The sequence below is a fragment of the Amycolatopsis sp. NBRC 101858 genome (assembly GCF_030269325.1).
Classification (GTDB): Bacteria; Actinomycetota; Actinomycetes; order Mycobacteriales; family Pseudonocardiaceae; genus Amycolatopsis; species Amycolatopsis ponsaeliensis.
The window spans coordinates 372,637-393,087 of the sequence record NZ_BSTD01000007.1 but is presented as its reverse complement, the minus strand read 5'-3'; the positions used below and the strand labels follow the sequence as shown (position 1 = coordinate 393,087).

The following is a 20,451-nucleotide window of genomic DNA, read 5'->3' as shown; positions in this document are numbered from 1 at the left end:
GCCATGCCCGGACTGCCGAGGCCCATCACCGTGCCAAGCCGAGGCTCCGCCTCGGGCCGGGGGCTCCGCCACCCGGAACCCCCGAAAACCCCGGTCACACCCGTCCAACGCAGGCGGCGCCGCGAAACCGCGGCGGCCTGGGCCTACGTCTCGCCCGCCGTCCTCATCATCCTCGGCCTCGGCGTGGTGCCCGTCGCCTGGTCGCTGGTGCTCTCCTTCCAGGTCGACGACCTGGTGACCCCCAGCCGCTGGACCGGCCTGGACAACTACGCGGCCCTCGCCCAGGACCCGCACTTCGCCCAGGCGGTCGGGAACACCGTGCTGTACACGGTGCTCTACGTCCCGCTCAGCATCCTGTTCGGGTTCCTGCTGGCCCAGGCGCTGAACCGGCGCATCCGCCTGGCCGGGCTCTACCGCACGCTGGTGCTGGTCCCGTTCGTGCTGTCGGCGACCGCCCAGGGCGTGCTGTTCTCCTTCATCCTCGACCCGCAGTTCGGCGCGGCCAACTCGCTGCTGCACCACCTCGGCGTGTCCCCGCAGGGGTTCCTGACCGATCCGGCGCAGGCACTGCTGGTGCTGGTCGGCATCACGCTGTGGAGCGGCACGGGCTTCTGCGTCGTGGTGTACCTGGCCGCGCTGCAGGACGTGCCGCCGTCGCTGGTCGAGGCCGCGCGGCTGGACGGTGCCGGCACCTGGCGCGTGCTCCGGCACGTGACGCTGCCCGCGGTCACGCCGGTGACGCTGTTCCTCGTGCTGTGGCAGCTCATCACGTCGCTGCAGGTGTTCGACCTGGTCTACGTGACGACCAAGGGCGGCCCGCTCGGCTCCACGACGGTCATCGTCTACTTCGTCTGGGAGCAGGCGTTCAAGAACTTCACGGCCGGCTACGGCGCGGCGTCGGCCTACGTGCTCGCGCTCGCCCTGCTCGTCGCCGTGGTCGTCCTGCGCGTGCTGCGCCGGCCCGGGAAGGCCCTCCGATGACCACACCGCCCGCGCAGCTCGAAGTACCCGCGACCCGCGTGCTGCCCGTGCCGCGCCGGCCCCGGCTGCCGTTCAGCCCGTGGCACCTGCTGCTCGTGCCGCTGGCGCTGGTGTTCGCCGCGCCGCTGGTGTGGCTGCTGCTCAGCTCGGTGATGAGCAACGCCGAGATCAACCGGTTCCCGCCCGCGCTGTGGCCGTCCCATGTGGACTTCGCCGGGTACCGCTACGTCCTCGAGAACGCGCTGTTCCTGCGCTGGTTCGGGAACTCGCTGATCGTCTCGGCGGTCACCGTGGTGTCGAACCTGCTGTTCGGCGCGCTGGGCGGGTACGCGTTCGCGCGGATGCGGTTCGCCGGTTCACGGGCACTGCTCGCGCTGATGGTCGCGACGATGGCGATCCCGTTCCAGCTCACCATGATCCCGACGTTCCTGGTGATGAAGAAGCTCGGCCTGATCGACAGCCTGGGCGCGCTCATCGTGCCGTCGCTGGTGACGCCGTTCGCGGTGTTCCTGCTGCGCCAGTTCTTCCTGTCGCTGCCCCGGGAACTCGAAGAAGCCGCGTGGATCGACGGCTGCTCGCGGCTGCGCGTGCTGTTCACCATCGTGCTGCCGCTGTCCCGGCCCGCGCTGGCCACGGTGGCGGTGCTGACGTTCCTGACCACCTGGAACGACCTGACCTGGCCGCTGATCGCGCTCAACCACGACACGACCTACACCCTGCAGCTGGGGCTCACCACGTTCCAGGGCCAGCACCACACGAACTGGGCCGCGGTGATGGCGGGCAACGTCATCACCGTCCTGCCCGTGCTGCTGGCCTTCCTCGGCGCGCAGAAGACGTTCGTCCAGTCCGTGACCTCCAGCGGGCTCAAGGGCTGACCCTCCTCCCCTTCGCACAACCGGATCGGACCTCGCATGACCCCCAAGATCACCTTCGTCGGCGCGGGCAGCGTCGTGTTCACCCAGGGCCTGCTCGCCGACCTGTTCGCCTACCCGGAGCTGGACGGCGTGCACATCGCCCTGCACGACATCGACCCGGACCGGCTGGCGACGGCTCTGGCCGCGGCCCGGCGGATCGCCGCCGCCCGGGGCGTCAAGCCGGTGCTCACCGCGCACCCGGACCGCCGCGAAGCGTTGTCGGGCGCGGACTTCGTCGTGAACATGGTCCAGATCGGGATGGGGGAGGCGACGCGCACCGACTTCGACGTCCCGGCGCGCTACGGCCTGCGCCAGACCATCGGCGACACCCTCGGCATCGGCGGGATCTTCCGCGCGCTGCGGACGTTCCCGTTCCTGAAGGCGCTCGGCGAAGACATCGCCGACGTCTGCCCGGAAGCGTGGCTGCTGAACTACACCAACCCGATGGCGATGAACGTCCAGTACCTGAGCGAGGTCACCGGGCTGACCCGGGTCGTCGGGCTCTGCCACTCGGTGTACTGGACGGTGCACGGGCTCGCCGAGCTCGTCGGGGTGCCGTTCGGCGAGGTCACCTACGTCGCCGCCGGCGTCAACCACCAGGCATGGATCCTGCGGCTGGAGCACGCGGGCGCCGACCTCTACCCGCGGCTGCGGGAGCTGGCCGCCACCGACGGGCAGCTGCGGCGGCGCGTCCGGTTCGACATGCTGCGGCGGCTCGGCTACTACCCGACGGAGACCAGCGAACACTCCGCGGAGTACGTGCCCTGGTACCTCGGGCACGACTCCGAAATCGAGCGCCTGCGGCTGCCGGTCGGGGCTTACCTCGGCATCGTCGCGGAGAACGAAGCCGAGTACGAACGCACCCGGCACGCGATCGCGGCCGACGAGCCGCTGCCCGTCGAAGGCACCGGCGAATACGCGCCGCAGATCGTCCACAGTGTCCTCACCGGCACCCCGCGGACCGTCTACGGCAACGTCGTCAACCGGGGCCTGATCGAGAACCTGCCCGCCGGCGGCGTGGTCGAGGTGCCGTGCCTGGCCGACGCCACCGGCGTCCGGCCGACCCGGATCGGGGCGTTGCCGCCGCAGCTCGCGGCGCTCAACCGGACGTACCTGAGCGTCAACGACCTCGTCGTGCGCGCGGCCGTCGAGGACGACCCGCGCCACATCCGGCACGCCGCGATGACCGATCCGGCGACGGCGGCCGCGTTGCCGGTCGAGCGGATCTTCGAGCTGTGCGACGACCTCGTCCGCGCGCACGGCGACCGCCTCCAGCCCGCCCTGCGCGCCACCCTCGGCCGCTGACCCTCGAGACCGGGAGAACCATGTCGCACACCCTCGACGAGATCACCAGCCAGCCCGCGTGCTGGGCGCGCGTCCTGCGGGAGCTGCCGGAGCACGCGCCCAAGCTGCCCGCGCCGGGCGAGCGCGTGGTGGTCATCGGCTGCGGGACGTCGTTGTTCATGGCCCAGAGCTACGCGCGGCTGCGCGAAGACGCGGGCCAGGGCGTCACCGACGTCTTCGCGGCGTCGGAGGCGAAACTCGGGCGGCCCTACGACCGGGTGCTGGCGATGACCCGCTCCGGCACGACGACCGAGATCCTCGACGCGCTGGCCCGCGTCCGCCCGGGCGCCCGCGTCACGACGATCACCGCGGTGGCCGATTCGCCGGCGGCCCGGCTGTCCGGCGACGTCGTCTGCCTGCCGTACGCCGACGAGGTTTCGGTGGTGCAGACCCGCTTCCCGACGACCCAGCTGCTGCTCCTGCGCGCCCACCTGGGGTTGCCGGTCGAGCGGGCCCTCGGCGACGTCACGCGGGCGCTGGCCGAGCCGCTCGACGCCTTCGTGACGGCGTCCCAGATTTCCTTCCTGGGTACCGAATGGTCCGTCGGGCTGGCGAACGAGGCGGCGCTGAAGGTCCGCGAGGCAGCGGCGTGGTGGACGGAGTCGTACTCGGCGATGGAGTACCGCCACGGCCCGATCGCGGTGGCGGCCCCGGGCCGCGCGGTCTGGAGCCTGGCCCCGCTCGACGCCGACCTGGTGTCGCGCATCGAGGCGACGGGCGCGTTCCTCCGCCAGGGCGGGCTGGACCCGCTGGCCGAGCTGGTCGCGATCCAGCGGCTGGCGGTCGTCCTGGCGGAGCGGGCGGGCCGCGATCCGGACCGGCCCGCCCACCTGACCCGGTCGGTGGTGCTGGCGAGCTGACGTGGTTCCCGGCCGGGGCGCGGCTGAAACGGGGATGTCGGGATCCGCACAGCATCGGCGCGGGCGCCGGGCCGCGGCGTAGGGTGCGAAGTCGTTCCCGCGGTTCAGCCCAGCAGCCGTAGCCCAGCGCCGAGCCTTCGCGGCCGGTGTTCGCGCCCAGCCTGCGGAGGTCGCTTCCCGTGCTCCCCGGATCACCGGACAGACAGCCGTGGTGGGCCCGCGACGAGCCGCCGGACGTGATCGCCGGGCGCTACGAGATCGGCGGCCTGATCGGCACCGGCGGCACCGCCCGCGTCTACCAGGCGTTCGACCGGCTGCTGAGCCGGGACGTCGCGGTGAAGGTGTACGAACGGGGCACGGTGGCCGTCGAAGGGCTGCGCCGGCTGCGGGAGAAGGCGATCCAAGCCAGCATCGACCACCCCGGCGTCGTCGCGGTGTACGACAGCGGCACGGACGGCGACTGGCCCTTCCTCGTGATGCGGCTGGTGACGGGGGAGAACCTCGCGCAACGCCTGCTTGCCGGGCCGATGCCGGCCGGGCAGGTCACGGAGGTGGCGGCCGAGCTCGCCGGGGCGCTGGCCTGCATCCACGACCGCCGGATCGTCCACCGCGACTTGAAGCCCGCCAACATCCTCCTCGACGGCGACGGCCCGCTGATCTCGGACTTCGGCATCGCCCACGAGCTGGGGTCGACGCACGTGACCGGCACGGGCCTGGTGACGGGCACGGCGGCGTACCTGGCCCCGGAGCAGGTCGAGGGCGAGGAAGCCACCCCGGCGGCCGACGTGTACGCGCTCGGCTTGATCGTGCTGGAGTGCATGACGGCAGAGCGCGAGTACCCGGGAACCCTGGCCGAGTCGGCGACGGCCCGGTTGCGCCGGCCACCCCGGATTCCGGACGGTCTGCCCGGTTGGCTGGCGCAGGTCCTCGAACGGATGACCGCCCGTGAGCCGGGGCAGCGCCCGACGGCGGGGGAGGTCGCGCGGCTGCTGAGGGAGCCGCCCGAGACGGTGGTGACACCCGCGCCGGCCGGGGGTGGGCTTGCGGTGACCGCCGCGGAGACCGTGGTGACACCTGCACCGCCCGAGCGCGAGCTTGCAGCGCCTGGACCGCACGGGCGGAGTCTCGCTGCCGCCAGGGGACTCGCCGCCGCGGTCATGGCCACCGCGCGCGCCGGGCGCCGGGGGCAGCCGGTGGGTGATCTCGCTGCCACCGCCGTGGTGCCGGCGGCGACCCCCTCGCGTGGGCGGAAGCCGCCCGCGCCGCGCCGGCGCAAGCTGGTTGCCGCCACGGTCATGGCCACCGCGCGCGCCCGGCGCCGGGGGCAGCCGGTGGGTGATCTCGCTGCCACCGCCGTGGTGCCGGCGGCGACCCCCTTGCCTGGGCGGAAGCCACCCGCGCCGCGCCGGCGCAAGCTGGTCGCCGCCGGCGGCCTCGCCACCGCGGCCGCGGCTGTCGTGCTCGGGGTGCTGCTCACCCAGCCGGACACCACGGCGCCCGCCGGGTCCGGGGAGCCCGTCGCGGGGTCGGTCGCCCCGAACAGCCCGTCGCCGGTCCCCGCGTCACCGTCCGCGGCGGCCGTGCTGGTCGGGTCGCGGCAGGAAGCGCCCCCGGTGGCGGCGATACCCCGGCCGCAGCCGGTCCCGTCCGACGCGGTGCGAGGTCCGGCCGCGGACCTCGAAAAGCCCGCCGACAAGGCCATCGACAAAGCCATCGACAAAGCCAAGGGCAAGCCCCGGGAGAACGGCCCGGGTAAGGGCAAGGGCCCGGGCGGCCCCTGACCGGTCACGGCCCCCCGGCCACGCCCAACGCCACGGCTTTCAGCAACGTCGTCAGCTGCTCCCGGAACCGCAGCGCGCTGTGGGCCCACCGCGGCACCTCGTCGTACAGCCGGCGCAGGGTCGGCGACGGCCGGGACAGCTGGAACAGGTACGCCGCGCAGCTCATCGCCGCCGTCAGGAGTGTCCGGGCGCCCTCGGTGTCCAGGCCGGCACCCGTCTCGACCAGGGACGCCGTCATCGCGTCGAACGCCGCCGAGGCCGCGGTCTTGTAGGCCCGCGCCCGCTCCAGCCGGACCGCGCCCTCCAGGCTGAGACCGACGTGCGTCTGCAGGTCGCAGAACAGGGGGAGTGCGTCCAGTGACCCGGCGACGACCTCGGCGACCTCGACCGGGCCCAGGCGACGGCCGTCGAGGTCCGCCAGCAGCCGCGCGCGCCAGTCGGCCCAGCCCTGCTCCGCCAGTTCGAGCAGCAGCTCCTCGCGGGATTCGAAGTACCGCCGCAGCGCCGAGGGGTGCAGGCCCACCCGGCTCGTCACCTCGGTGAGCGTGACCTCGCGCACGCCCCGCTCGACCGCGAGCTCGCGCGCGGCGGTCAGCAGGGCGGTCTTGCGCACCTCTTTGTCCTGGTCGGAGCGGGCGCGCTGGCGGGGCTGGGGCACGCGTCCACGATAACGCAACGGCTTTGACTTAACGCGGAGGCGGAGCTATGTTCGAGTTAACGCAAAGACGTTGCGTTAACGAAGGAGCTTCCGATGAGTTCAGTGTTTTTCGTGACCGGTTCGTCGCGCGGCCTCGGCCGGCGCATCGCCGAGCGGGCCCTCGACGCCGGGCACCGCGTCGTCGCGACCGCGCGGGACCCGCGGGCCCTGGACGACCTCGTGGCCCGCTACGGCGACCGCGTCCACGTCGAGCCGCTCGACGTCACCGACGCCTCGGCCGCCGAAGCCGCGGTGGCGGCCGGCGTCGCCGCGTTCGGCCGGATCGACGTCGTGGTCAACAACGCCGGCCAGGGCGACCGGGTGTCCCTGGAGGACACGACGCTCGACGTCTTCCGCCGGCAGATCGAGACGAACTTCCTCGGCACGGTCTACGTCACCAAGGCGGCGATTCCGGTGCTGCGCAAGCAAGGCGGCGGGCGGATCATCCAGATCTCGTCCGTCGGCGGCCGCGTCGGCAGCCCGGGGATGACGGCGTACCAGTCGGCGAAGTGGGCGGTCGGCGGCTTCACCGAAGCGCTCGCCGCGGAGGTCGCCCCACTGGGCATCAAGCTCACGGTCCTCGAGCCGGGCGGCATGCGCACCGACTGGGGCGGCGCGTCGATGGCCACACCGCCGATCAGCGAGCCGTACGAGGCGACGGTCGGCGCGTCCGCCCGCGCGATGGCCGACTTCGAAAAGCACGCGAACAGCGACCCGCGGAAGGTCGCCGACCTGGTGCTCACGGTCGCGGGCCTCGACGAGCCGCCGCTGCGCCTGCTGGCGGGCAGCGACGCCTACGAGTACGGCCGCGAGGCGTGGCAGCACCGCGTCGACACCGACGCGAAGTGGGCCCACCTGAGCAGTTCGACCGACGACGGCGAATCCGGCGACGCGTGGCGCCTCCAGCGCGGCAAGAGCCTGCCCGACGTGCGGGCCTGACCGACACCGACGGGTGGTCCGAGGTTCCGGAAGGCGGATTGGTGGGTAGCCCACAGGAGTGAGACTGAGCAGGCCCCTGCCTGCCGGACTAGTGAGAGGTGATCACATGGGCCAGGGCGATGCTCCGGTCGGGCGATCGGTGAAGACAGCGGCGGCCGGTGTCCGGGATCTCGCCGCGGAGGCGGCGCGGGTCGGTGCGGCCGCGGCCGCGCGCGCGGTGGAGATCACCGATCGGAAGCTGACCGAAGGCGCGGACGAGCTGGCGAAGGTCGGCCGCTCGGCGTCCAAGGACTTCGACAAGAGCACCCGGTCTTCGCGCCGGGACGTGCGGAAGCACTCGGTCGCCGCCCGCGACGAGGTGCTCTCCCGCGCGGTGAAGCTGCGTGACCCGGGCCGCAAGGCGGCGCAGGCGATCGCGACGGTGGCGGGTTCGGCCAACGACTCGAACCGCAAGCGGCGCAAGGCCGTCGCGACGGCGAAGCGGGACCTGGCCGTGGCGCTGGAGGAAGCGAAGAGCGTGGCACGCGGGGAGCGCACCCGGCGGGCCCGTTGGCCGTGGGTGCTCGCCTTCGGCGCGGTAGCCGCCGCGATCGTGGCCGTCGTGCAGGTCAAGCGGTCGAACCCGCTGGTGGAGGAGGACAAGGCACCGGTGCCCGCCGACAAGGTGGTGACTCCGGCCGACCAGGCGGTGCCGCCGACGCCGGCCAAGCCGGTGGCCGCGGCCCCCGAGCCGGCCGACGCCCCGAAGCCGCCCGCGAAACCGGCTGCGGCGGCTCCCAAGCCGGCCGAGGCCCCGAAGCCGGCCAACGGCGCCAACGGCCACGCGGCCGCGGGCAAGGGCAAGACCGAGAACAAGGCCCGGTAGGGCCGGACCGGCCGGGGGCGCTGTCCGATCCGGGCGGCGCCCCCGGCCGCTGCTCCGAACGAGTGCGTGGTGTTCCGCCGCGACCACGGTCCGCGGCTCACGGGCATGACGTCACCGTTGCCGGAGCGCGAAGAAGCCTGGCTGCTCTCCGCGCACTACTTCCACGAAGACCAGATCTACTTCCGCACGGGCGGCCTGCTCATCACGCTGAACAGCGCGCTGATCGCCGTCTCCGCGGCGTCCGGTGAAGTGTCCCGGCTGCCGCCCGCCGTGCTCGTGCTGTTCGCCTTCTTCGGGTTCGTGGTGACCCTCGGATGGCGATGCTGTGGCGGATCCGGGCCGTCCGGCAGATCAGCAGGCGCATCGAAGAGATCGAGGCCGGGCTCGAGGCGAGCTGGTCCGCCGCGATCGCCTCGCCGAGGATCCGCCTGCGGATGCGCGGACGGCCGGCCGCCGCGGCGGGCCGGCTGCCGTCGAAGCGCGTCACCGGTGTTCCGGCGACCGTGCTCTTCCTGCTCGTTCCCGTCGTGGCGGCCGCGTACTGGGCCTGCCTGCCGTTCTGGCGCTGAGTACCCGGCCGCCGTCGGCCGGTGTGACGTGGGTCGGCTTGAGAGGATGGCCGCATCGCGCATAATGAGCACCTGACCGACCGCTTAGCATGTGCCGGGTACCACACCGCGAAGGAGACACACTGCCGTGAACTCGTTCAAGGATCGCGTCGCGATCGTCACCGGGGCGAGCCGGGGCATCGGCCTCGGGATCGCGAAGACGCTCGTCGAGCGCGGGGCCAAGGTGTGCATCACCGCGCGCAAGCCCGAAGCTCTCGAGGAGGCCGTCAACTCCCTCGGCGGGCCCGACGTCGCCATGTTCGTGCCCGGCAAGTCCGACGACACCGACCACCAGGACGAGGCGATCGCGAAGACGATCGAGACCTTCGGCCGGCTCGACTACCTGGTCAACAACACCGGCATCAACCCGGTCTACGGGCCGACCCTGGACATCGACCCGGCCGCCGCGGCGAAGATCCTCGGCGTCAACGTGCTCGCGCCGCTCGGCTGGACCAAGCGTGCCCGCGACGCGTGGATGGGGGAGCACGGCGGTGCCGTCGTCAACGTCGCCTCCGTCGCCGGCCTCGGCGCGTCGCCCGGCATCGGCATGTACGGCGTCAGCAAGGCCGCGCTGATCCGGCTGACCGTCGAGCTCGGCGCCGAACTGGGCCCGAAGATCCGCGTCAACGCCGTCGCGCCCGCCGTCGTCAAGACGAAGTTCGCCACCGCGCTCTACGAAGGCCGCGAAGAAGAGGTCTCGGCGGCCTACCCGATGAAGCGCCTCGGCGTGCCGGCCGACATCGCCGGCGCCGTCGCGTTCCTGCTGTCCGACGACGCGGGCTGGATCACCGGCCAGACGATGGTGCTCGACGGCGGCGTGACCCTGGGCGGTGGCCTGTGACCGGCGTCGTCGTCACCGGGGGCGGCGGGGGCATCGGTGCCGCGCTGGCCCGCCGCTTCGCCGCGGACGGTGCTCGGGTCGTGGTCGCCGATCTCGACGGGGACAAGGCCGCGGAAATCGCGAAAGAGGTCGGCGGGACGGCGTTCGTCGGCGACGTCGCGAGCGTCGACGGCGTCGCGAAGCTCGTCGAGAGCGCTCGCGAGACCCTCGGCGAGATCGACGTCTTCTGCGCCAACGCGGGCATCGCGCCCTTCGGCGGCCCGGAAAGCCCCGAAGAGGTGTGGGCGCGCACCTGGGACGTCAACGTCATGGCGCACGTCCGCGCGGCCAACCTGCTGCTGCCCGCGTGGCTCGAACGCGGCCAGGGCCATTTCATCGCGACGGTGTCCGCCGCCGGGCTGCTGACCAGTCTCGGCTCGGCGCCGTACTCGGTGACCAAGCACGGCGCGCTCGCGTTCGCCGAGTACCTGTCCGCGACCTACCGGCACCGCGGCATCACCGTGCAGGCGATCTGCCCGCAGGGCGTGCGCACCGCGATGCTGGAGAGCACCGGCACCGCCGGCCAGCTGCTGATGGGCGCGTCGGCGATCGAGCCCGAGCAGGTCGCGGACGCGCTGTTCGCGGCCATCGAGGCGAAGCAGTTCCTCGTGCTGCCGCACCCGGAGGTCGCGGACTACTACGCGGCCCGCGCGACGCAGACCGACCGGTGGCTCGGCGGGATGAACAAGCTGCAGCGCAAGGTCGAAGCGGCCCTCGAAGCCGAATGAGCTGGCAGCCGGAGGTCGACGAGATCGCGCGGCGGCGGGCGCTGGCCGAGCGCATGGGCGGGCCGGAGAAGGTGGCCCGCCAGCACGCCGCCGGGCGCTCGACGGTCCGTGAGCGGATCGCGGCGCTCGTCGACCCCGGCAGCTTCGACGAGATCGGCGCGCTCGCCGGTACGGCGTCCTATGTGGACGGCTCGCTGGAGTCGTTCACCCCGGCCAACTTCGTCATCGGCACCGCCCGGCTCGAGGGGCGCCGCGTCGCGATCGGCGGCGACGACTTCACCGTCCGCGGTGGCGCGGCCGACGCGGCGATCATGGAGAAGCAGGTCCACGCCGAGCGGCTCGCGAACGAGCTCGGCCTGCCGATGGTGCGGCTCATCGAGGGCACCGGGGGCGGCGGCAGCGTCAAGATGCTGGAGCAGCACGGGTTCACCTACGTCCCGGTCAACCCGGGCTGGGACGTCGTGGTGGACAACCTCTCGACGGTGCCGGTGGTCGCGCTCTGCCTCGGCCCGGTGGCCGGGCTCGGTGCCGCGCGGGCGGTGATGGCGCACCTGAACGTCCTGGTCGAGGACGTCGGGCAGTTGTTCGTCGCCGGGCCGCCGGTCGTCAAGCACGCGACGGGGGAGGACCTCACCAAGGAGGAGCTGGGCGGCGCGGACGTCCACCGGCGCAGCGGCGCGATCGACCGGATCGTGGCGTCGGAGGCCGAGGCTTTCGCGGTCGTGAAACAGTTCCTCGCGTACCTGCCGTCCTCTGTGGACGCACTGCCGCCGGTCGGGTCCACTGCGGACCCGGTGGATCGTCGCGACGAGGCGCTGCTGTCGCTGGTGCCGCGCAACCGGCGGCACCCCTACCGGTTGCGGCCGCTGCTCGACGGCGTCTTCGACGAAGGTTCGGTGTTCGACTACGCCGTTTCGGGCGGGTCGGCCTACGCGGGACTCGCGCGGCTGAACGGCCACCCGGTCGGCGTCCTGGCGACGGACCCGTACCGCGGCGCGACGTTGACGCCCGAAGGTGCCGACGTCATGACCCGGCTCGTCGACCTCTGTGAGACGTTCCACCTGCCGCTGGTGTCGCTGACCGACCAGGCGGGCATGGTGATCGGCGCGGCCGCCGAGCGCGCGGGCGCGATCCGCCACGGCGCCCGCGCGGTGACGGCGGTCTACCAGGCGCGCGTCCCGATGGCCGAGGTGATCGTCCGGCGCGTGTTCGGCGTCGGCGGCGCGGGCCAGGTCAACCGCCACCGCCTGGTCCGCCGCTGGGCGTGGCCGTCGGGCGACTGGGGATCGCTCCCGGTCGAGGGCGGCATCGAGGCGGCCTACCGAGCGGAACTCGACGCGGCCGACGACCGGGCGGCCCGGATCGAGGAGATCCGCGAGCGGCTGGACGCGGTGCGCTCACCGTTCCGCACGGCAGAGCGCTTTTCGGTGGAGGACGTCATCGACCCGCGCGAGACCCGCGCGCGGCTGTGCGACTGGGTGCCGGACGCCTACGCGGTGCTGCCGAAGCTGGTGGGCCGTCCGTCCTTTCGGGATGCGGCCCTAGCGTTTCACCGCGCAATAGTGCGTGCGGAGTGAAGAAGGCGAATCTCGAGGAAAATCTTCCGGGCGACGACAATCGGCGTGGCCGGTGTCGTCATGGCCTTGAGCACCGCCGGTGTCACGACCGCTTCGGCAAGTGAGGACAGCTTCAGCGACTGTCCTGCCCAGTTGATGTGCGTGTTCGGCGCAACGAACGGCTCCACCGTGGCCGGCTGGAAGACGTACGGGGTGACGCCGCCGTCCTCCTGCACCGGGTTCGTGATCACCGGCCTGCTCGGCGTACGCGGCGCTCTGTCGGCGTTCAACCTGACGAACCGGACGCAAAAGCTCTACAAGGGTTTCAACTGCTCGGGCACGCCCGTTTCTATTCCGAGCGGCGGAGCCGTGGCGAATCTCGGCACCGCCACCTACAACTCGATCGGAGGCTGATTCATCGTCTACCCTGACCGTGGGGCCGCGCTGAGGCGTCCGCGCAGGGGGGATCATGGACGTGATCAGCACGGCGAATGTTTCGGTGGGGGACCGGTTCGATTTCTGGCGGGAGGTGAATTCGAAGCTCTGGGCTCCGTATGTCCTGCACTGTGATCCACAATGGGAAAGCGGCTTCCAGGCCCAGGTGGGGGTCACCGAGTTCGGTGCCGTGCAGGCGGCGCTGATGACCACGATGCCGCACTCGGTGCACCGCACCCCCAAGCTCATCCGGCAGGCCGATCCCGAAATGTTCAAGCTGGGCTGTTTCGTGCACGGCAGTGTCGTGGTCACCCAGGACGGCAAGACCACCGAATACGGCGTCGGAGACCTCAAGCTGTACGACACCTCGCGGCCCTTCGGCGGTGAGTTCGCGCCCGACGTCCCGCTGAGCCAGGTGCTGCTCCTGCGCTTCCCGCGCTCGTTGCTCCCGCTGCCGGCCGGAGACCTGCGGCGGCTGGGGTCGGCCCACATCCCGGGTACCGAGGGAGTCGGCGCGCTGTCCTCGCAGTTCATGCTGCACCTGGCCCGGCACCTGCACGAGCTCGGCCCGGCCGACGTCGCACGGCTGTCGACGCTGACGGTCGACGTGCTGACCGCCGCGCTGGCGCACGCGCTGGACGCCGAAAGCGGCGTGCCACCCCACATCCGGCGCCGGGCGCTGGTGGCCAGGATCCACGCCTTCATCCTGGAGAACCTCGGTGACGCGCGCTTGGCCCCGGACACGATCGCCGCGGCGCACCACATCTCCGTGCGGTACCTGCACAAGCTGTTCCACCAGGACGGCCAGACCGTCGCCGGCTGGATCCGCCGCCTGCGCCTGGAACAGTGCCGCCGCGACCTCGCCGAACCCCGCCTGAGCCTCCGACCGGTCGGCGCGATCGCGGCCCGGTGGGGGTTCACCGGCCCCGCGCACTTCAGCCAGGCCTTCCGCGGCGCCTACGGCGTGTCGCCACGGGAGTTCCGCCGGCAGTCCGCCGAAGCGCGCGGGGACTGAGTCCTAGCGGACCACGCGGTACCAGTTCGGCCGCAGCACCTCCAGCCCGATCGGCTTGCCCCCAGGACGGTCGAACATCCGGACCCCGTCCCCCAGCAGCACCGGCACCGGCATCGCCAGGATCTCGTCGAGCAGACCCGCCTCCAGGCACTGCCGGGCGACGTCCGCGCCGAGGACGTTGACGTACTTCTCGCCCGCCGCTTCCTTCGCGGCCGTGACCGCACCGACAAGGTTGTCGGCGAACGTGACGCCCGGGACCGGCGCCGCCGGGCGGTGGGTGAGCACGACCTGCGGGCCCTCCCAGCCGCCACCGAAGGCCTTGCCCTCGCGCTCCGGGTCGCCGCGGTGCGGGTCGTCGCCGCCGAACGTGCGGCGGCCGACGAGCAGCGCGCCGATCTCCGGGATCAGCTCGTCGACCAGCGGGTCCGGGCCGAGGTATGGGGTCAGCCAGGACATGTCGCCGCCCGGGCCGGCGATGAAGCCGTCGACCGAGCAGCTGAAGCCGTAGAGCAGTTTCGCCATGATGTCTCCTTTGGGCCGGTTCGCGGACTTCAGTACCGACGTCGGCGGCCGGGGAAACTCATCGGTTTCACCCGGTCGTGTCCGGAACGCGACAGGATCACCACGGACCGTTGACAACGGTGTCAGCCCGCGAGGACCGTTCCGATTCGCATCGGCTGAACTTGTGCTCTGGCAGCGAAGGACAAGTGACATGGTCTTGCGTTCCCTCACGCGGCTGACCGCCGTGACCGTCCTGGCTCTGGCCGGGCTGATCCCCGTACCCGCGTCCGCGGCGCCGCTGGTCACCGACCCGGCGTCGCTGGTGAACCCGTTCATCGGCACCTCCAACGCCGCCGACGACTTCCCCGGCGCGGACGTCCCGTTCGGCATGGTCCAGTGGAGTCCCGACACGCCCAGCCGGCCCGACGGCGGCGGGTACGAATACAAGGACTCGTCCATCACCGGCTTCAGCCTGACGCACCTGTCCGGCCCGGGCTGCGGCGCCGACGGCGACGTCCCGATCCTGCCGACGGTCGGCGCGGTGAACACCGGCGCGAGCGTGTCCTTCAGCCACAGCAACGAATCCGCGAGCCCGGGCGCGTACTCGGTGAACCTCGCCAACGGCGTGAACACCGAGCTGACCGCCGCGCTGCGGTCCGGGATCGGCCGGTTCACGTTCCCCTCGACGTCCCAGGCGAACCTGCAGTTCAAGCTCAACGGCAGCCAGAACGGCACGTCGAACCAGACGTGGACGGTGGTCAGCCCGACCGAGGTGTCCGGTTCGGTCACCTCCGGGCACTTCTGCGGCGCCGGGTTCACCTACACGCTCTACTTCGACGTCGTCTTCGACCGCGCGTTCAGCTCCAGCGGCACGGCCGCGGCGGCCGCGGTGACCCCGAAGGCGGCACCCGGGAAGCTGCACGGCACCGCGGCCGCGAAAGCCGCCGCCGCGCCGGACGCCGGTCCGGGCAGCGCGTACGTCCGGTTCGACACGACCAGCAACCCCACCGTGCAGGCCAAGGTCGGCATCTCCTACGTCTCGGTGGCCAACGCGGTCGCGAACCGCGCGGCCGACATCCCGGCGTTCGACTTCGCCGCCACCAAGCAGGCTGCGCACGACAGCTGGAACTCCCTGCTCGGCCGGATCCAGGTCGCCGGCGGCACCGCGGCGCAGCAGCGCGTCTTCTACACCGCGCTGTACCACTCGCTGTTGCACCCCAACGTGTTCTCCGACCGCAACGGCCAGTACATCGGGTTCGACAACCAGGTGCACACCGTCGCGAGTGGACACTCGGCGCACTACGCCAACTTCTCCGGCTGGGACATCTACCGCACGCAGGCGCAGCTGTCCGCACTGCTCGCTCCCGCGCAGACGAGCGACATCGCGCAGTCGATGATCGCCGACTACGCCCAGGGCGGCGGGCTGCCCAAGTGGTCGCAGAACAACGGCGAGACGTACGTGATGGTCGGTGACCCCGGCACGGCGATCCTCGCGAGCTACTACGCCTTCGGGGCGCGGAACTTCGACACTTCGGCGGCGCTGCAGGCGATGCTGAAGGAAGCGAGCGCGCTCAACAACGTCCGGCCGGGGCTCAACGCGACGAACGCGCCGGGCTACCTGCCGGCGAACGGCACCTACCAGTGCTGCAACTTCTACGGCCCGGTCTCGACGCAGCTGGAGTACGACACGGCGGACTTCGCGCTCTCGGCGTTCGCCGGGGCGCTGGGGGACACCGCGAACCAGCAGTTCTACGCCGGGCGCGCGCAGAACTGGAAGAACACTTTCAACCCGGCCAGCGGCTTCATGCAGCCGAAGGACGCGGGCGGCGGCTGGACCGGCGGCTTCAACCCGGCGAGCGGGTCGAACTTCGTCGAGGGCACGTCGTGGCAGTACACCGGCATGGTGCCGTTCAACGTGGCCGGCCTCGCCGCGGCGCGCGGCGGCAACGCGTCGCTGGTCAGCTACCTCGACAGCGTGCTGGCCGGGTTCCACGGCAGCGGCGGGTCGCAGGCCGACCTCGGCAACGAGCCGAGCCTGGAGCTGCCGTGGGAGTACGACTACGTCGGGCAGCCGTACAAGACGCAGAAGGTCGTCCGGCAGGTGCAGGACCAGATCTGGACGGACGCGCCGGGCGGGCTGGCCGGTAACGACGACCTCGGCGCGATGAGCGCGTGGTACGTGTTCTCCGCGCTGGGTTTCTACCCGATGACGCCGGGCACGGCGGACCTGGCGCTGGGCAGCCCGCTGTTCACGCAGGCGGTGGTGACGCTCCCGAGCGGCAACACCTTGACCGTGAACGCCCCGGCGGCGGCGGACAACGCGCCGTACGTCCAGAGTGCGTCGTGGAACGGCGGGGCGTGGAACAACGCGTATGCGCCGACGTCGGCTCTGACGTCGGGCGGGACGCTCGCCTTCACCTTGGGCACGTCGCCGAACACGGCGTGGGCGGCGTCGAACCCGCCGCCGTCCTACGACGGGACGCTGCCGCACCTGGGTCCGCTGACCTCGGGCATCGCGGGCAAGTGCGCGGACGTGGCGCAGAGCGGCACGGCGAACGGGACGCACGCGCAGCTGTACACGTGCAACAGCACGGGGGCGCAGAAGTGGTTCGCGGGAGCGGACGGGACGTTCCAGGCCCAGGGCGGCTGCCTCGACGTGAGCAACAGCGGCACGGCGAACGGCACGAAGGTCCAGCTGTGGCAGTGCAACGGATCGGGCGCCCAGACGTGGCAGCCGGGCACGGGCGGCGCGCTGGTGAACCCGCAGTCGGGGAGGTGCCTGGACGACCCGGGCAGCACGACGACGGACGGGACCCAGCTGCAGCTCTACGACTGCAACCAGAGCGCGGCCCAGAAGTGGACCCACGGCTGACGCCGTCGTGAGTGGTGATCCGGGCTACGGTCCGGATCACCACTCACGAGCAGCCGCGGCCGACCCGGGCCTTTAGGCTGAGCGCATGACCGACTCGACCCCGGCGGAACTGGCCCGCATCCTCCAGGGCCAGGCCCGCAGCGCCGCGACCACGGCCCTGCGCGAAGGGCTGGAAGACATCGAAGCCCGGCACGGTCGCCCCGTCGCCGACGAGGTTGCCGCCCTGGTCGACGTCGACGGGGTGTTCGACGGCCTCGCCGACCGCGCGGCTCCGGCGCGCGAGGACGACGGGGAGTGGGAGTTCAAGCCGCTGACCGGCTACTGACGGGCGTCACTTCCGCCAGTCGTAGCTCAGGGTGGGCGGGTCGTCGGTGCCCTTCGTGACCGTGAGGTGCTGGTCGGGGTGCGCCGCGGCGTACCGGGTCATCTCGGCGTAGATCCGGTCGCGCATGTCGGTGTCGCGGACCTCGATCGTGGCGCGCTGGCCGAGCGCGTCGGGGTTCACGCTCGAGTCGGTGCGGATGGCCAGGTTCCAGAAGTGCTTCTTGTCGGTGCCGTCGGCGCCCTGGCCGTCGTTGGTGAAGTAGACCTCGCCGGTCTGCTTGTCGTAGATCTGCTGGGTGACCTTGATCTGGTCGTCGCCCTGGGCGGCGGAGAAGTAGCCCTCGGGGTGGTCGTCGCCGGGTTCTCGCGTGTAGAAGCCGACTTCGCCGCCGAACGCGTCGCCGAAGCCGTAGCTGCCCTTCCACAGTTCCAGCCGGTACTGCTTCCCGGTCTTCGGGTCGGTGAACTCCATGTTGTCGCCGTCGTCGCTGGTGTGGTCGAGCTTCGCGCCGATGACGGGTTCGAGCTTGTCGTAGAGGTCGTGCCAGCCGAGGTAGCTCTGCACGGAGTGCTCGCCGGTGGTGTAGAAGTCGCCGTTTTCGTCGTACTTGAAGCCGAAGTAGTCGTAGATGACCTGGGCGACGTCCGGGTCCTGCATGATCTTGTCCCAGTCGCCCGCGAGCAGGGCGAGCCGCAGTTCCGGGTTCTTCGCCACCAGCGCGGCGAGGGCCGGCAGCTCGCGGAGCAGGATCGCGGCGATCTCGGCCGGGTTGCGCTTTTCGGAGCCCGCCAGCTCCCAGATCTGCCCGGTCTTGTTCCGCAGCTTCAGGCCTTCGGCGAGCAGGACGGCGTCATAGGTGGTGACGGCCAGCTGCAGGTCGGCGAGCAGAACCAGGGCTTCGGCCTTGAGGATCTTGTCCTGCCCCCAGGCGAAGACGATGTTCCCCTTGCCGTTGCCCAGGTCGTGCCAGACCCGGTCGAGCTTCGTCCGGAGGGCATCGGCGCGCTCGCGCTTGTCGCGCGCTTCCGACTGGGCCTTCGCCAGCGCGTCGCGGATCACCTCGAACGACTTCGCCGACTCCTCGAGGTCGTCGGCCTGGTCGTCGCGGTTCTTCTTGAAGGCGTCGAGCGAATCCAGCGCGGCCTCGCCGGCGCCGCCCTGCCAGCCCTCGCTGAGTTCGACCCGGACGCTCTCGATCAACGCCTTCGCGTCCTCGACGGCGTCCTTGGCGGTCCGGCAGGCGCGGGCCCGGTCGTCCAGCTCGGTCGTGCTGCCGCGTTCGACCTGGCCGGCGAGGTCGTGGATCCGGTCGAAGACGCCGGTCACCGGTCGATCCGTCCGAAGCCGCTGTCGAGGGCTTTCAAGAACGCGTCACGCGCTCCGGCGTCGGTGGCGCGATAGCTCTTCGCGGCGGTCCGGATGCTTTCGACGAGGCTCGCGACCTGCTGCTGCGCGGCCTGCAGGTCTTCTCGCCGGGTGGTGAGCCAGACGTCGTAGTCCCCGGCGAACCCGGCGGCCCGATCGGTGGCCCCGACATTCGGCGACCCGCCCGCGGCGAGCGCGGGCGCCGGTCCGTCGCCGAGCTTGGCCGCGGCTTTGCTGATGCCTTCGACGTCGACCTCGAACCCCACCGGCTTCCTCCCCGTGTGACACGATCTGTCGGCAATGTAACAGTCGGGCCTTGCCCGAATCGAGATCTACGGTGAGTAACTCGCGGGACCTGATCACCGACATCACGACGGCACCCGCCGGAGGTGCGAACGTAGTCGGAGGTCCCGGGTGGCGCTGCTCAAGAAGAAGACACCTGAAGAGCTGGCGGCGGAGACGGCCGCGAGGGAGCGGCAACGCCAGGAGCTGGAGGAACGCAAGCGCGTCCAGCAGGCGGCGAAGGAGCGAGAGGCCTTCGAGCGATCTCCGGCCGGCCGCGCTCGGGCAGGGTTCAGCCGGGGCGATCACGTGTTCCAGTACTCCATGGACGTGATGAACCAGAAGGCGGTCATCGTCGCCATGGTGGGAAGCTCCACGAGCCAGCGGGAGAGCGACCCGGTGGCGATCCTCAACTCCGTGTGCCGGGAGGGCTGGGAGCTCGTGAACGGCTCATTCGTCTTCGTCGAGCAGGGTCAGCAGAGCCGGGACAAGTTCATGTCATCCGGTCAGAACGTTGCCATCAAGGGTGAGGTCGTCGGCTACTACCTGTTCAAACGCTGCGAAGCGAACCGGCGCACTCACTCCGCCGGGTAGGACGGGAACTTCGGCTCGCGGCGCTCGTTCCAGCTGGCCAGCCCCTCGGCCAGCTCCGGACGCCCGAACGACTCGATCATCAACGCCGTCGCCTCGCGAGCCGCGTCCGGAAGCGGCAGCAGCGCCTCGCGCAAGAACTGCTCCTTCATCACCGCCATCGACCGCGGCGCGCTGTACGTCGCCAGCTCCGTGGCGTACGCGTGAGCCCGCAGGGGCAGCTCCTCCGCCGGGACCACCTCCTGGACCAGCCCGTACTCCAGCGCCTGCTCCGCCGTGAACGTCCGCCCCGACAGCAGCAGGTCGCGGGCCCGGCCCTCGCCCACCAGTGCAGGCAGGAGCTTCGCGATCCCGTACTCCGCGATCAGCCCGCGGCGGGCGAACGCCGTGGTGAACTTCGCGCCCGCCGCGGCGAACCGGACGTCCGCCGAGCACGCGATCACGAATCCCAGGCCCGCGCAGCCTCCGTTGATCGCCGCCACCACCGGCACGCCCACCGTCGACGCCGCCAGGACGTCGAGGAAGTTCTCGTGCCCGCCGCCGGATGCCGGGGGAGCGGCGGCGATGTCGTCCAGCAACCCCAGGTCGGCTCCCGGGCAGAACGCCCGGCCCGCGCCCGTGACGACCACCGCCCGGATCGCCGGGTCCGCGTCCGCCTCCCGCAGGAGACCGCCGTAGCGGGCCTGCATCGGCACGTCCATCGCGTTGCTGCGGTCCGGTTTGTCGAACGTCAGCGTGGCGACCGGGCCGTCCGCCGCGTACCGGACTCCGTCCACAGTGGACATGACTGCCTCCTCGGGGGTCGCTGCCCATACTAAGCGGTCGCTTGGCGCCGTGGCCAGCCGAACCGCGAGTTCGAAATTATCGAACCCTTTGGACCTGGGGAAACCCTTGTGCGATAGTCCTTTCCGC

The 20,451-nt window shown here is 71.6% G+C and carries 22 protein-coding genes; 16 read left to right on the top strand and 6 right to left on the bottom strand.

Annotated features, from left to right (window positions below; genetic code table 11):
* Positions 1-3 precede the first annotated feature (3 nt).
* The 5 genes from QSK39_RS45220 to QSK39_RS45200 all read left to right on the top strand — a co-directional run bounded on the left by QSK39_RS45220 (position 4) and on the right by QSK39_RS45200 (position 5,880).
* Positions 4-981, top strand: a complete 978-nt coding sequence (locus tag QSK39_RS45220) for a carbohydrate ABC transporter permease (RefSeq protein ID WP_285483981.1) — start codon at positions 4-6, stop codon at positions 979-981.
* Positions 978-1,856, top strand: coding sequence for a carbohydrate ABC transporter permease (locus QSK39_RS45215; RefSeq protein ID WP_285483980.1), 879 nt, complete (start codon positions 978-980; stop codon positions 1,854-1,856). The genes QSK39_RS45220 and QSK39_RS45215 overlap by 4 nt, the downstream gene beginning before the upstream one ends.
* Positions 1,857-1,892: 36 nt before the next feature.
* Positions 1,893-3,200 carry an alpha-glucosidase/alpha-galactosidase gene (locus QSK39_RS45210; RefSeq protein ID WP_285483979.1) on the top strand — a complete coding sequence of 436 codons (1,308 nt, stop codon included), beginning with the start codon at positions 1,893-1,895 and terminating at the stop codon, positions 3,198-3,200.
* Positions 3,201-3,220: 20 nt separating this feature from the next.
* Positions 3,221-4,099 carry an SIS domain-containing protein gene (locus tag QSK39_RS45205; protein WP_285483978.1) on the top strand — a complete coding sequence of 293 codons (879 nt, stop codon included), beginning with the start codon at positions 3,221-3,223 and terminating at the stop codon, positions 4,097-4,099.
* 179 nt (positions 4,100-4,278) lie between these two features.
* Positions 4,279-5,880, top strand: coding sequence for a serine/threonine-protein kinase (locus QSK39_RS45200; protein ID WP_285483977.1), 1,602 nt, complete (start codon positions 4,279-4,281; stop codon positions 5,878-5,880).
* A gap of 4 nt (positions 5,881-5,884) precedes the next feature.
* On the opposite strand, the gene QSK39_RS45195 is transcribed toward QSK39_RS45200, so the two are convergent.
* A complete protein-coding gene (locus tag QSK39_RS45195; protein ID WP_285483976.1) occupies positions 5,885-6,538 on the bottom strand; it encodes a TetR/AcrR family transcriptional regulator in 654 nt (217 codons plus the stop codon).
* 93 nt (positions 6,539-6,631) lie between these two features.
* On the opposite strand from QSK39_RS45195, the gene QSK39_RS45190 reads away from it, so the two are divergent.
* The 6 genes from QSK39_RS45190 to QSK39_RS45165 all read left to right on the top strand — a co-directional run bounded on the left by QSK39_RS45190 (position 6,632) and on the right by QSK39_RS45165 (position 12,174).
* The gene (locus tag QSK39_RS45190) at positions 6,632-7,516 is read left to right on the top strand and encodes an SDR family NAD(P)-dependent oxidoreductase (protein WP_285483975.1); all 885 of its coding nucleotides are present in this window, start codon (positions 6,632-6,634) and stop codon (positions 7,514-7,516) included.
* A gap of 106 nt (positions 7,517-7,622) precedes the next feature.
* Positions 7,623-8,381 (top strand): hypothetical protein, encoded by a 759-nt coding sequence (locus QSK39_RS45185; protein ID WP_285483974.1) that lies wholly within the window; start codon positions 7,623-7,625, stop codon positions 8,379-8,381.
* A 314-nt stretch (positions 8,382-8,695) separates the two neighbouring features.
* The gene (locus tag QSK39_RS45180; protein WP_285483973.1) at positions 8,696-8,950 is read left to right on the top strand and encodes a hypothetical protein; all 255 of its coding nucleotides are present in this window, start codon (positions 8,696-8,698) and stop codon (positions 8,948-8,950) included.
* Positions 8,951-9,077: 127 nt separating this feature from the next.
* Entirely contained in the window at positions 9,078-9,830 is a 753-nt protein-coding gene (locus QSK39_RS45175; RefSeq protein ID WP_285483972.1) for an SDR family oxidoreductase, read from the top strand.
* Positions 9,827-10,597 (top strand): SDR family oxidoreductase, encoded by a 771-nt coding sequence (locus QSK39_RS45170; RefSeq protein ID WP_285483971.1) that lies wholly within the window; start codon positions 9,827-9,829, stop codon positions 10,595-10,597. The genes QSK39_RS45175 and QSK39_RS45170 overlap by 4 nt, the downstream gene beginning before the upstream one ends.
* Complete coding sequence (locus tag QSK39_RS45165; protein ID WP_285483970.1) at positions 10,594-12,174, top strand: acyl-CoA carboxylase subunit beta; 1,581 nt, start codon at positions 10,594-10,596, stop codon at positions 12,172-12,174. Before QSK39_RS45170 ends, QSK39_RS45165 begins: the two co-directional genes overlap by 4 nt.
* Here the strand turns inward: QSK39_RS45165 and QSK39_RS45160 are convergent.
* The gene (locus QSK39_RS45160) at positions 12,147-12,404 is read right to left on the bottom strand and encodes a hypothetical protein (RefSeq protein WP_285484359.1); all 258 of its coding nucleotides are present in this window, start codon (positions 12,402-12,404) and stop codon (positions 12,147-12,149) included. The genes QSK39_RS45165 and QSK39_RS45160 overlap by 28 nt on opposite strands.
* On the opposite strand from QSK39_RS45160, the gene QSK39_RS45155 reads away from it, so the two are divergent.
* The gene (locus QSK39_RS45155) at positions 12,310-12,567 is read left to right on the top strand and encodes a hypothetical protein (protein WP_285484353.1); all 258 of its coding nucleotides are present in this window, start codon (positions 12,310-12,312) and stop codon (positions 12,565-12,567) included. The genes QSK39_RS45160 and QSK39_RS45155 overlap by 95 nt on opposite strands.
* Positions 12,568-12,622: 55 nt before the next feature.
* Positions 12,623-13,603 carry a helix-turn-helix domain-containing protein gene (locus QSK39_RS45150; protein ID WP_285483969.1) on the top strand — a complete coding sequence of 327 codons (981 nt, stop codon included), beginning with the start codon at positions 12,623-12,625 and terminating at the stop codon, positions 13,601-13,603.
* Between the two features lie 3 nt (positions 13,604-13,606).
* On the opposite strand, the gene QSK39_RS45145 is transcribed toward QSK39_RS45150, so the two are convergent.
* On the bottom strand, positions 13,607-14,125 hold the full coding sequence (locus QSK39_RS45145) for a dihydrofolate reductase family protein (RefSeq protein ID WP_285483968.1): 519 nt from the start codon (positions 14,123-14,125) through the stop codon (positions 13,607-13,609).
* 190 nt (positions 14,126-14,315) lie between these two features.
* Here QSK39_RS45145 and QSK39_RS45140 point away from each other — a divergent pair, with 190 nt between their 5' ends.
* Complete coding sequence (locus QSK39_RS45140; protein ID WP_285483967.1) at positions 14,316-16,976, top strand: lectin; 2,661 nt, start codon at positions 14,316-14,318, stop codon at positions 16,974-16,976.
* Between the two features lie 85 nt (positions 16,977-17,061).
* Positions 17,062-17,301 (top strand): hypothetical protein, encoded by a 240-nt coding sequence (locus QSK39_RS45135; protein ID WP_285483966.1) that lies wholly within the window; start codon positions 17,062-17,064, stop codon positions 17,299-17,301.
* A 6-nt stretch (positions 17,302-17,307) separates the two neighbouring features.
* Here the strand turns inward: QSK39_RS45135 and QSK39_RS45130 are convergent, their stop codons facing one another.
* Complete coding sequence (locus QSK39_RS45130; protein ID WP_285483965.1) at positions 17,308-18,627, bottom strand: DUF4474 domain-containing protein; 1,320 nt, start codon at positions 18,625-18,627, stop codon at positions 17,308-17,310.
* Positions 18,624-18,932, bottom strand: coding sequence for a Rossmann-fold NAD(P)-binding domain-containing protein (locus QSK39_RS45125; protein WP_285483964.1), 309 nt, complete (start codon positions 18,930-18,932; stop codon positions 18,624-18,626). The genes QSK39_RS45130 and QSK39_RS45125 overlap by 4 nt, the downstream gene beginning before the upstream one ends.
* 148 nt (positions 18,933-19,080) lie before the next feature.
* Here QSK39_RS45125 and QSK39_RS45120 point away from each other — a divergent pair, with 148 nt between their 5' ends.
* Positions 19,081-19,542, top strand: coding sequence for a hypothetical protein (locus QSK39_RS45120; protein WP_285483963.1), 462 nt, complete (start codon positions 19,081-19,083; stop codon positions 19,540-19,542).
* On the opposite strand, the gene QSK39_RS45115 is transcribed toward QSK39_RS45120, so the two are convergent.
* Entirely contained in the window at positions 19,527-20,324 is a 798-nt protein-coding gene (locus QSK39_RS45115; protein WP_285483962.1) for an enoyl-CoA hydratase-related protein, read from the bottom strand. The genes QSK39_RS45120 and QSK39_RS45115 overlap by 16 nt on opposite strands.
* Positions 20,325-20,451 lie beyond the last annotated feature (127 nt).

Bases quoted from the DNA above. Each gene is read 5' to 3' on its own strand.
- QSK39_RS45115 (WP_285483962.1), bottom strand. From the start codon at position 20,324: ATGTCCACTGTGGACGGAGTCCGGTACGCGGCGGACGGCCCGGTCGCC.
- QSK39_RS45150 (WP_285483969.1), top strand. From the start codon at position 12,623: ATGGACGTGATCAGCACGGCGAATGTTTCGGTGGGGGACCGGTTCGAT.
- QSK39_RS45210 (WP_285483979.1), top strand. From the start codon at position 1,893: ATGACCCCCAAGATCACCTTCGTCGGCGCGGGCAGCGTCGTGTTCACC.
- QSK39_RS45215 (WP_285483980.1), top strand. From the start codon at position 978: ATGACCACACCGCCCGCGCAGCTCGAAGTACCCGCGACCCGCGTGCTG.
- QSK39_RS45205 (WP_285483978.1), top strand. From the start codon at position 3,221: ATGTCGCACACCCTCGACGAGATCACCAGCCAGCCCGCGTGCTGGGCG.
- QSK39_RS45145 (WP_285483968.1), bottom strand. From the start codon at position 14,125: ATGGCGAAACTGCTCTACGGCTTCAGCTGCTCGGTCGACGGCTTCATC.
- QSK39_RS45165 (WP_285483970.1), top strand. From the start codon at position 10,594: ATGAGCTGGCAGCCGGAGGTCGACGAGATCGCGCGGCGGCGGGCGCTG.
- QSK39_RS45180 (WP_285483973.1), top strand. From the start codon at position 8,696: ATGGCGATGCTGTGGCGGATCCGGGCCGTCCGGCAGATCAGCAGGCGC.
- QSK39_RS45155 (WP_285484353.1), top strand. From the start codon at position 12,310: ATGTGCGTGTTCGGCGCAACGAACGGCTCCACCGTGGCCGGCTGGAAG.
- QSK39_RS45190 (WP_285483975.1), top strand. From the start codon at position 6,632: ATGAGTTCAGTGTTTTTCGTGACCGGTTCGTCGCGCGGCCTCGGCCGG.
- QSK39_RS45185 (WP_285483974.1), top strand. From the start codon at position 7,623: ATGGGCCAGGGCGATGCTCCGGTCGGGCGATCGGTGAAGACAGCGGCG.
- QSK39_RS45140 (WP_285483967.1), top strand. From the start codon at position 14,316: ATGGTCTTGCGTTCCCTCACGCGGCTGACCGCCGTGACCGTCCTGGCT.
- QSK39_RS45220 (WP_285483981.1), top strand. From the start codon at position 4: ATGCCCGGACTGCCGAGGCCCATCACCGTGCCAAGCCGAGGCTCCGCC.
- QSK39_RS45135 (WP_285483966.1), top strand. From the start codon at position 17,062: ATGACCGACTCGACCCCGGCGGAACTGGCCCGCATCCTCCAGGGCCAG.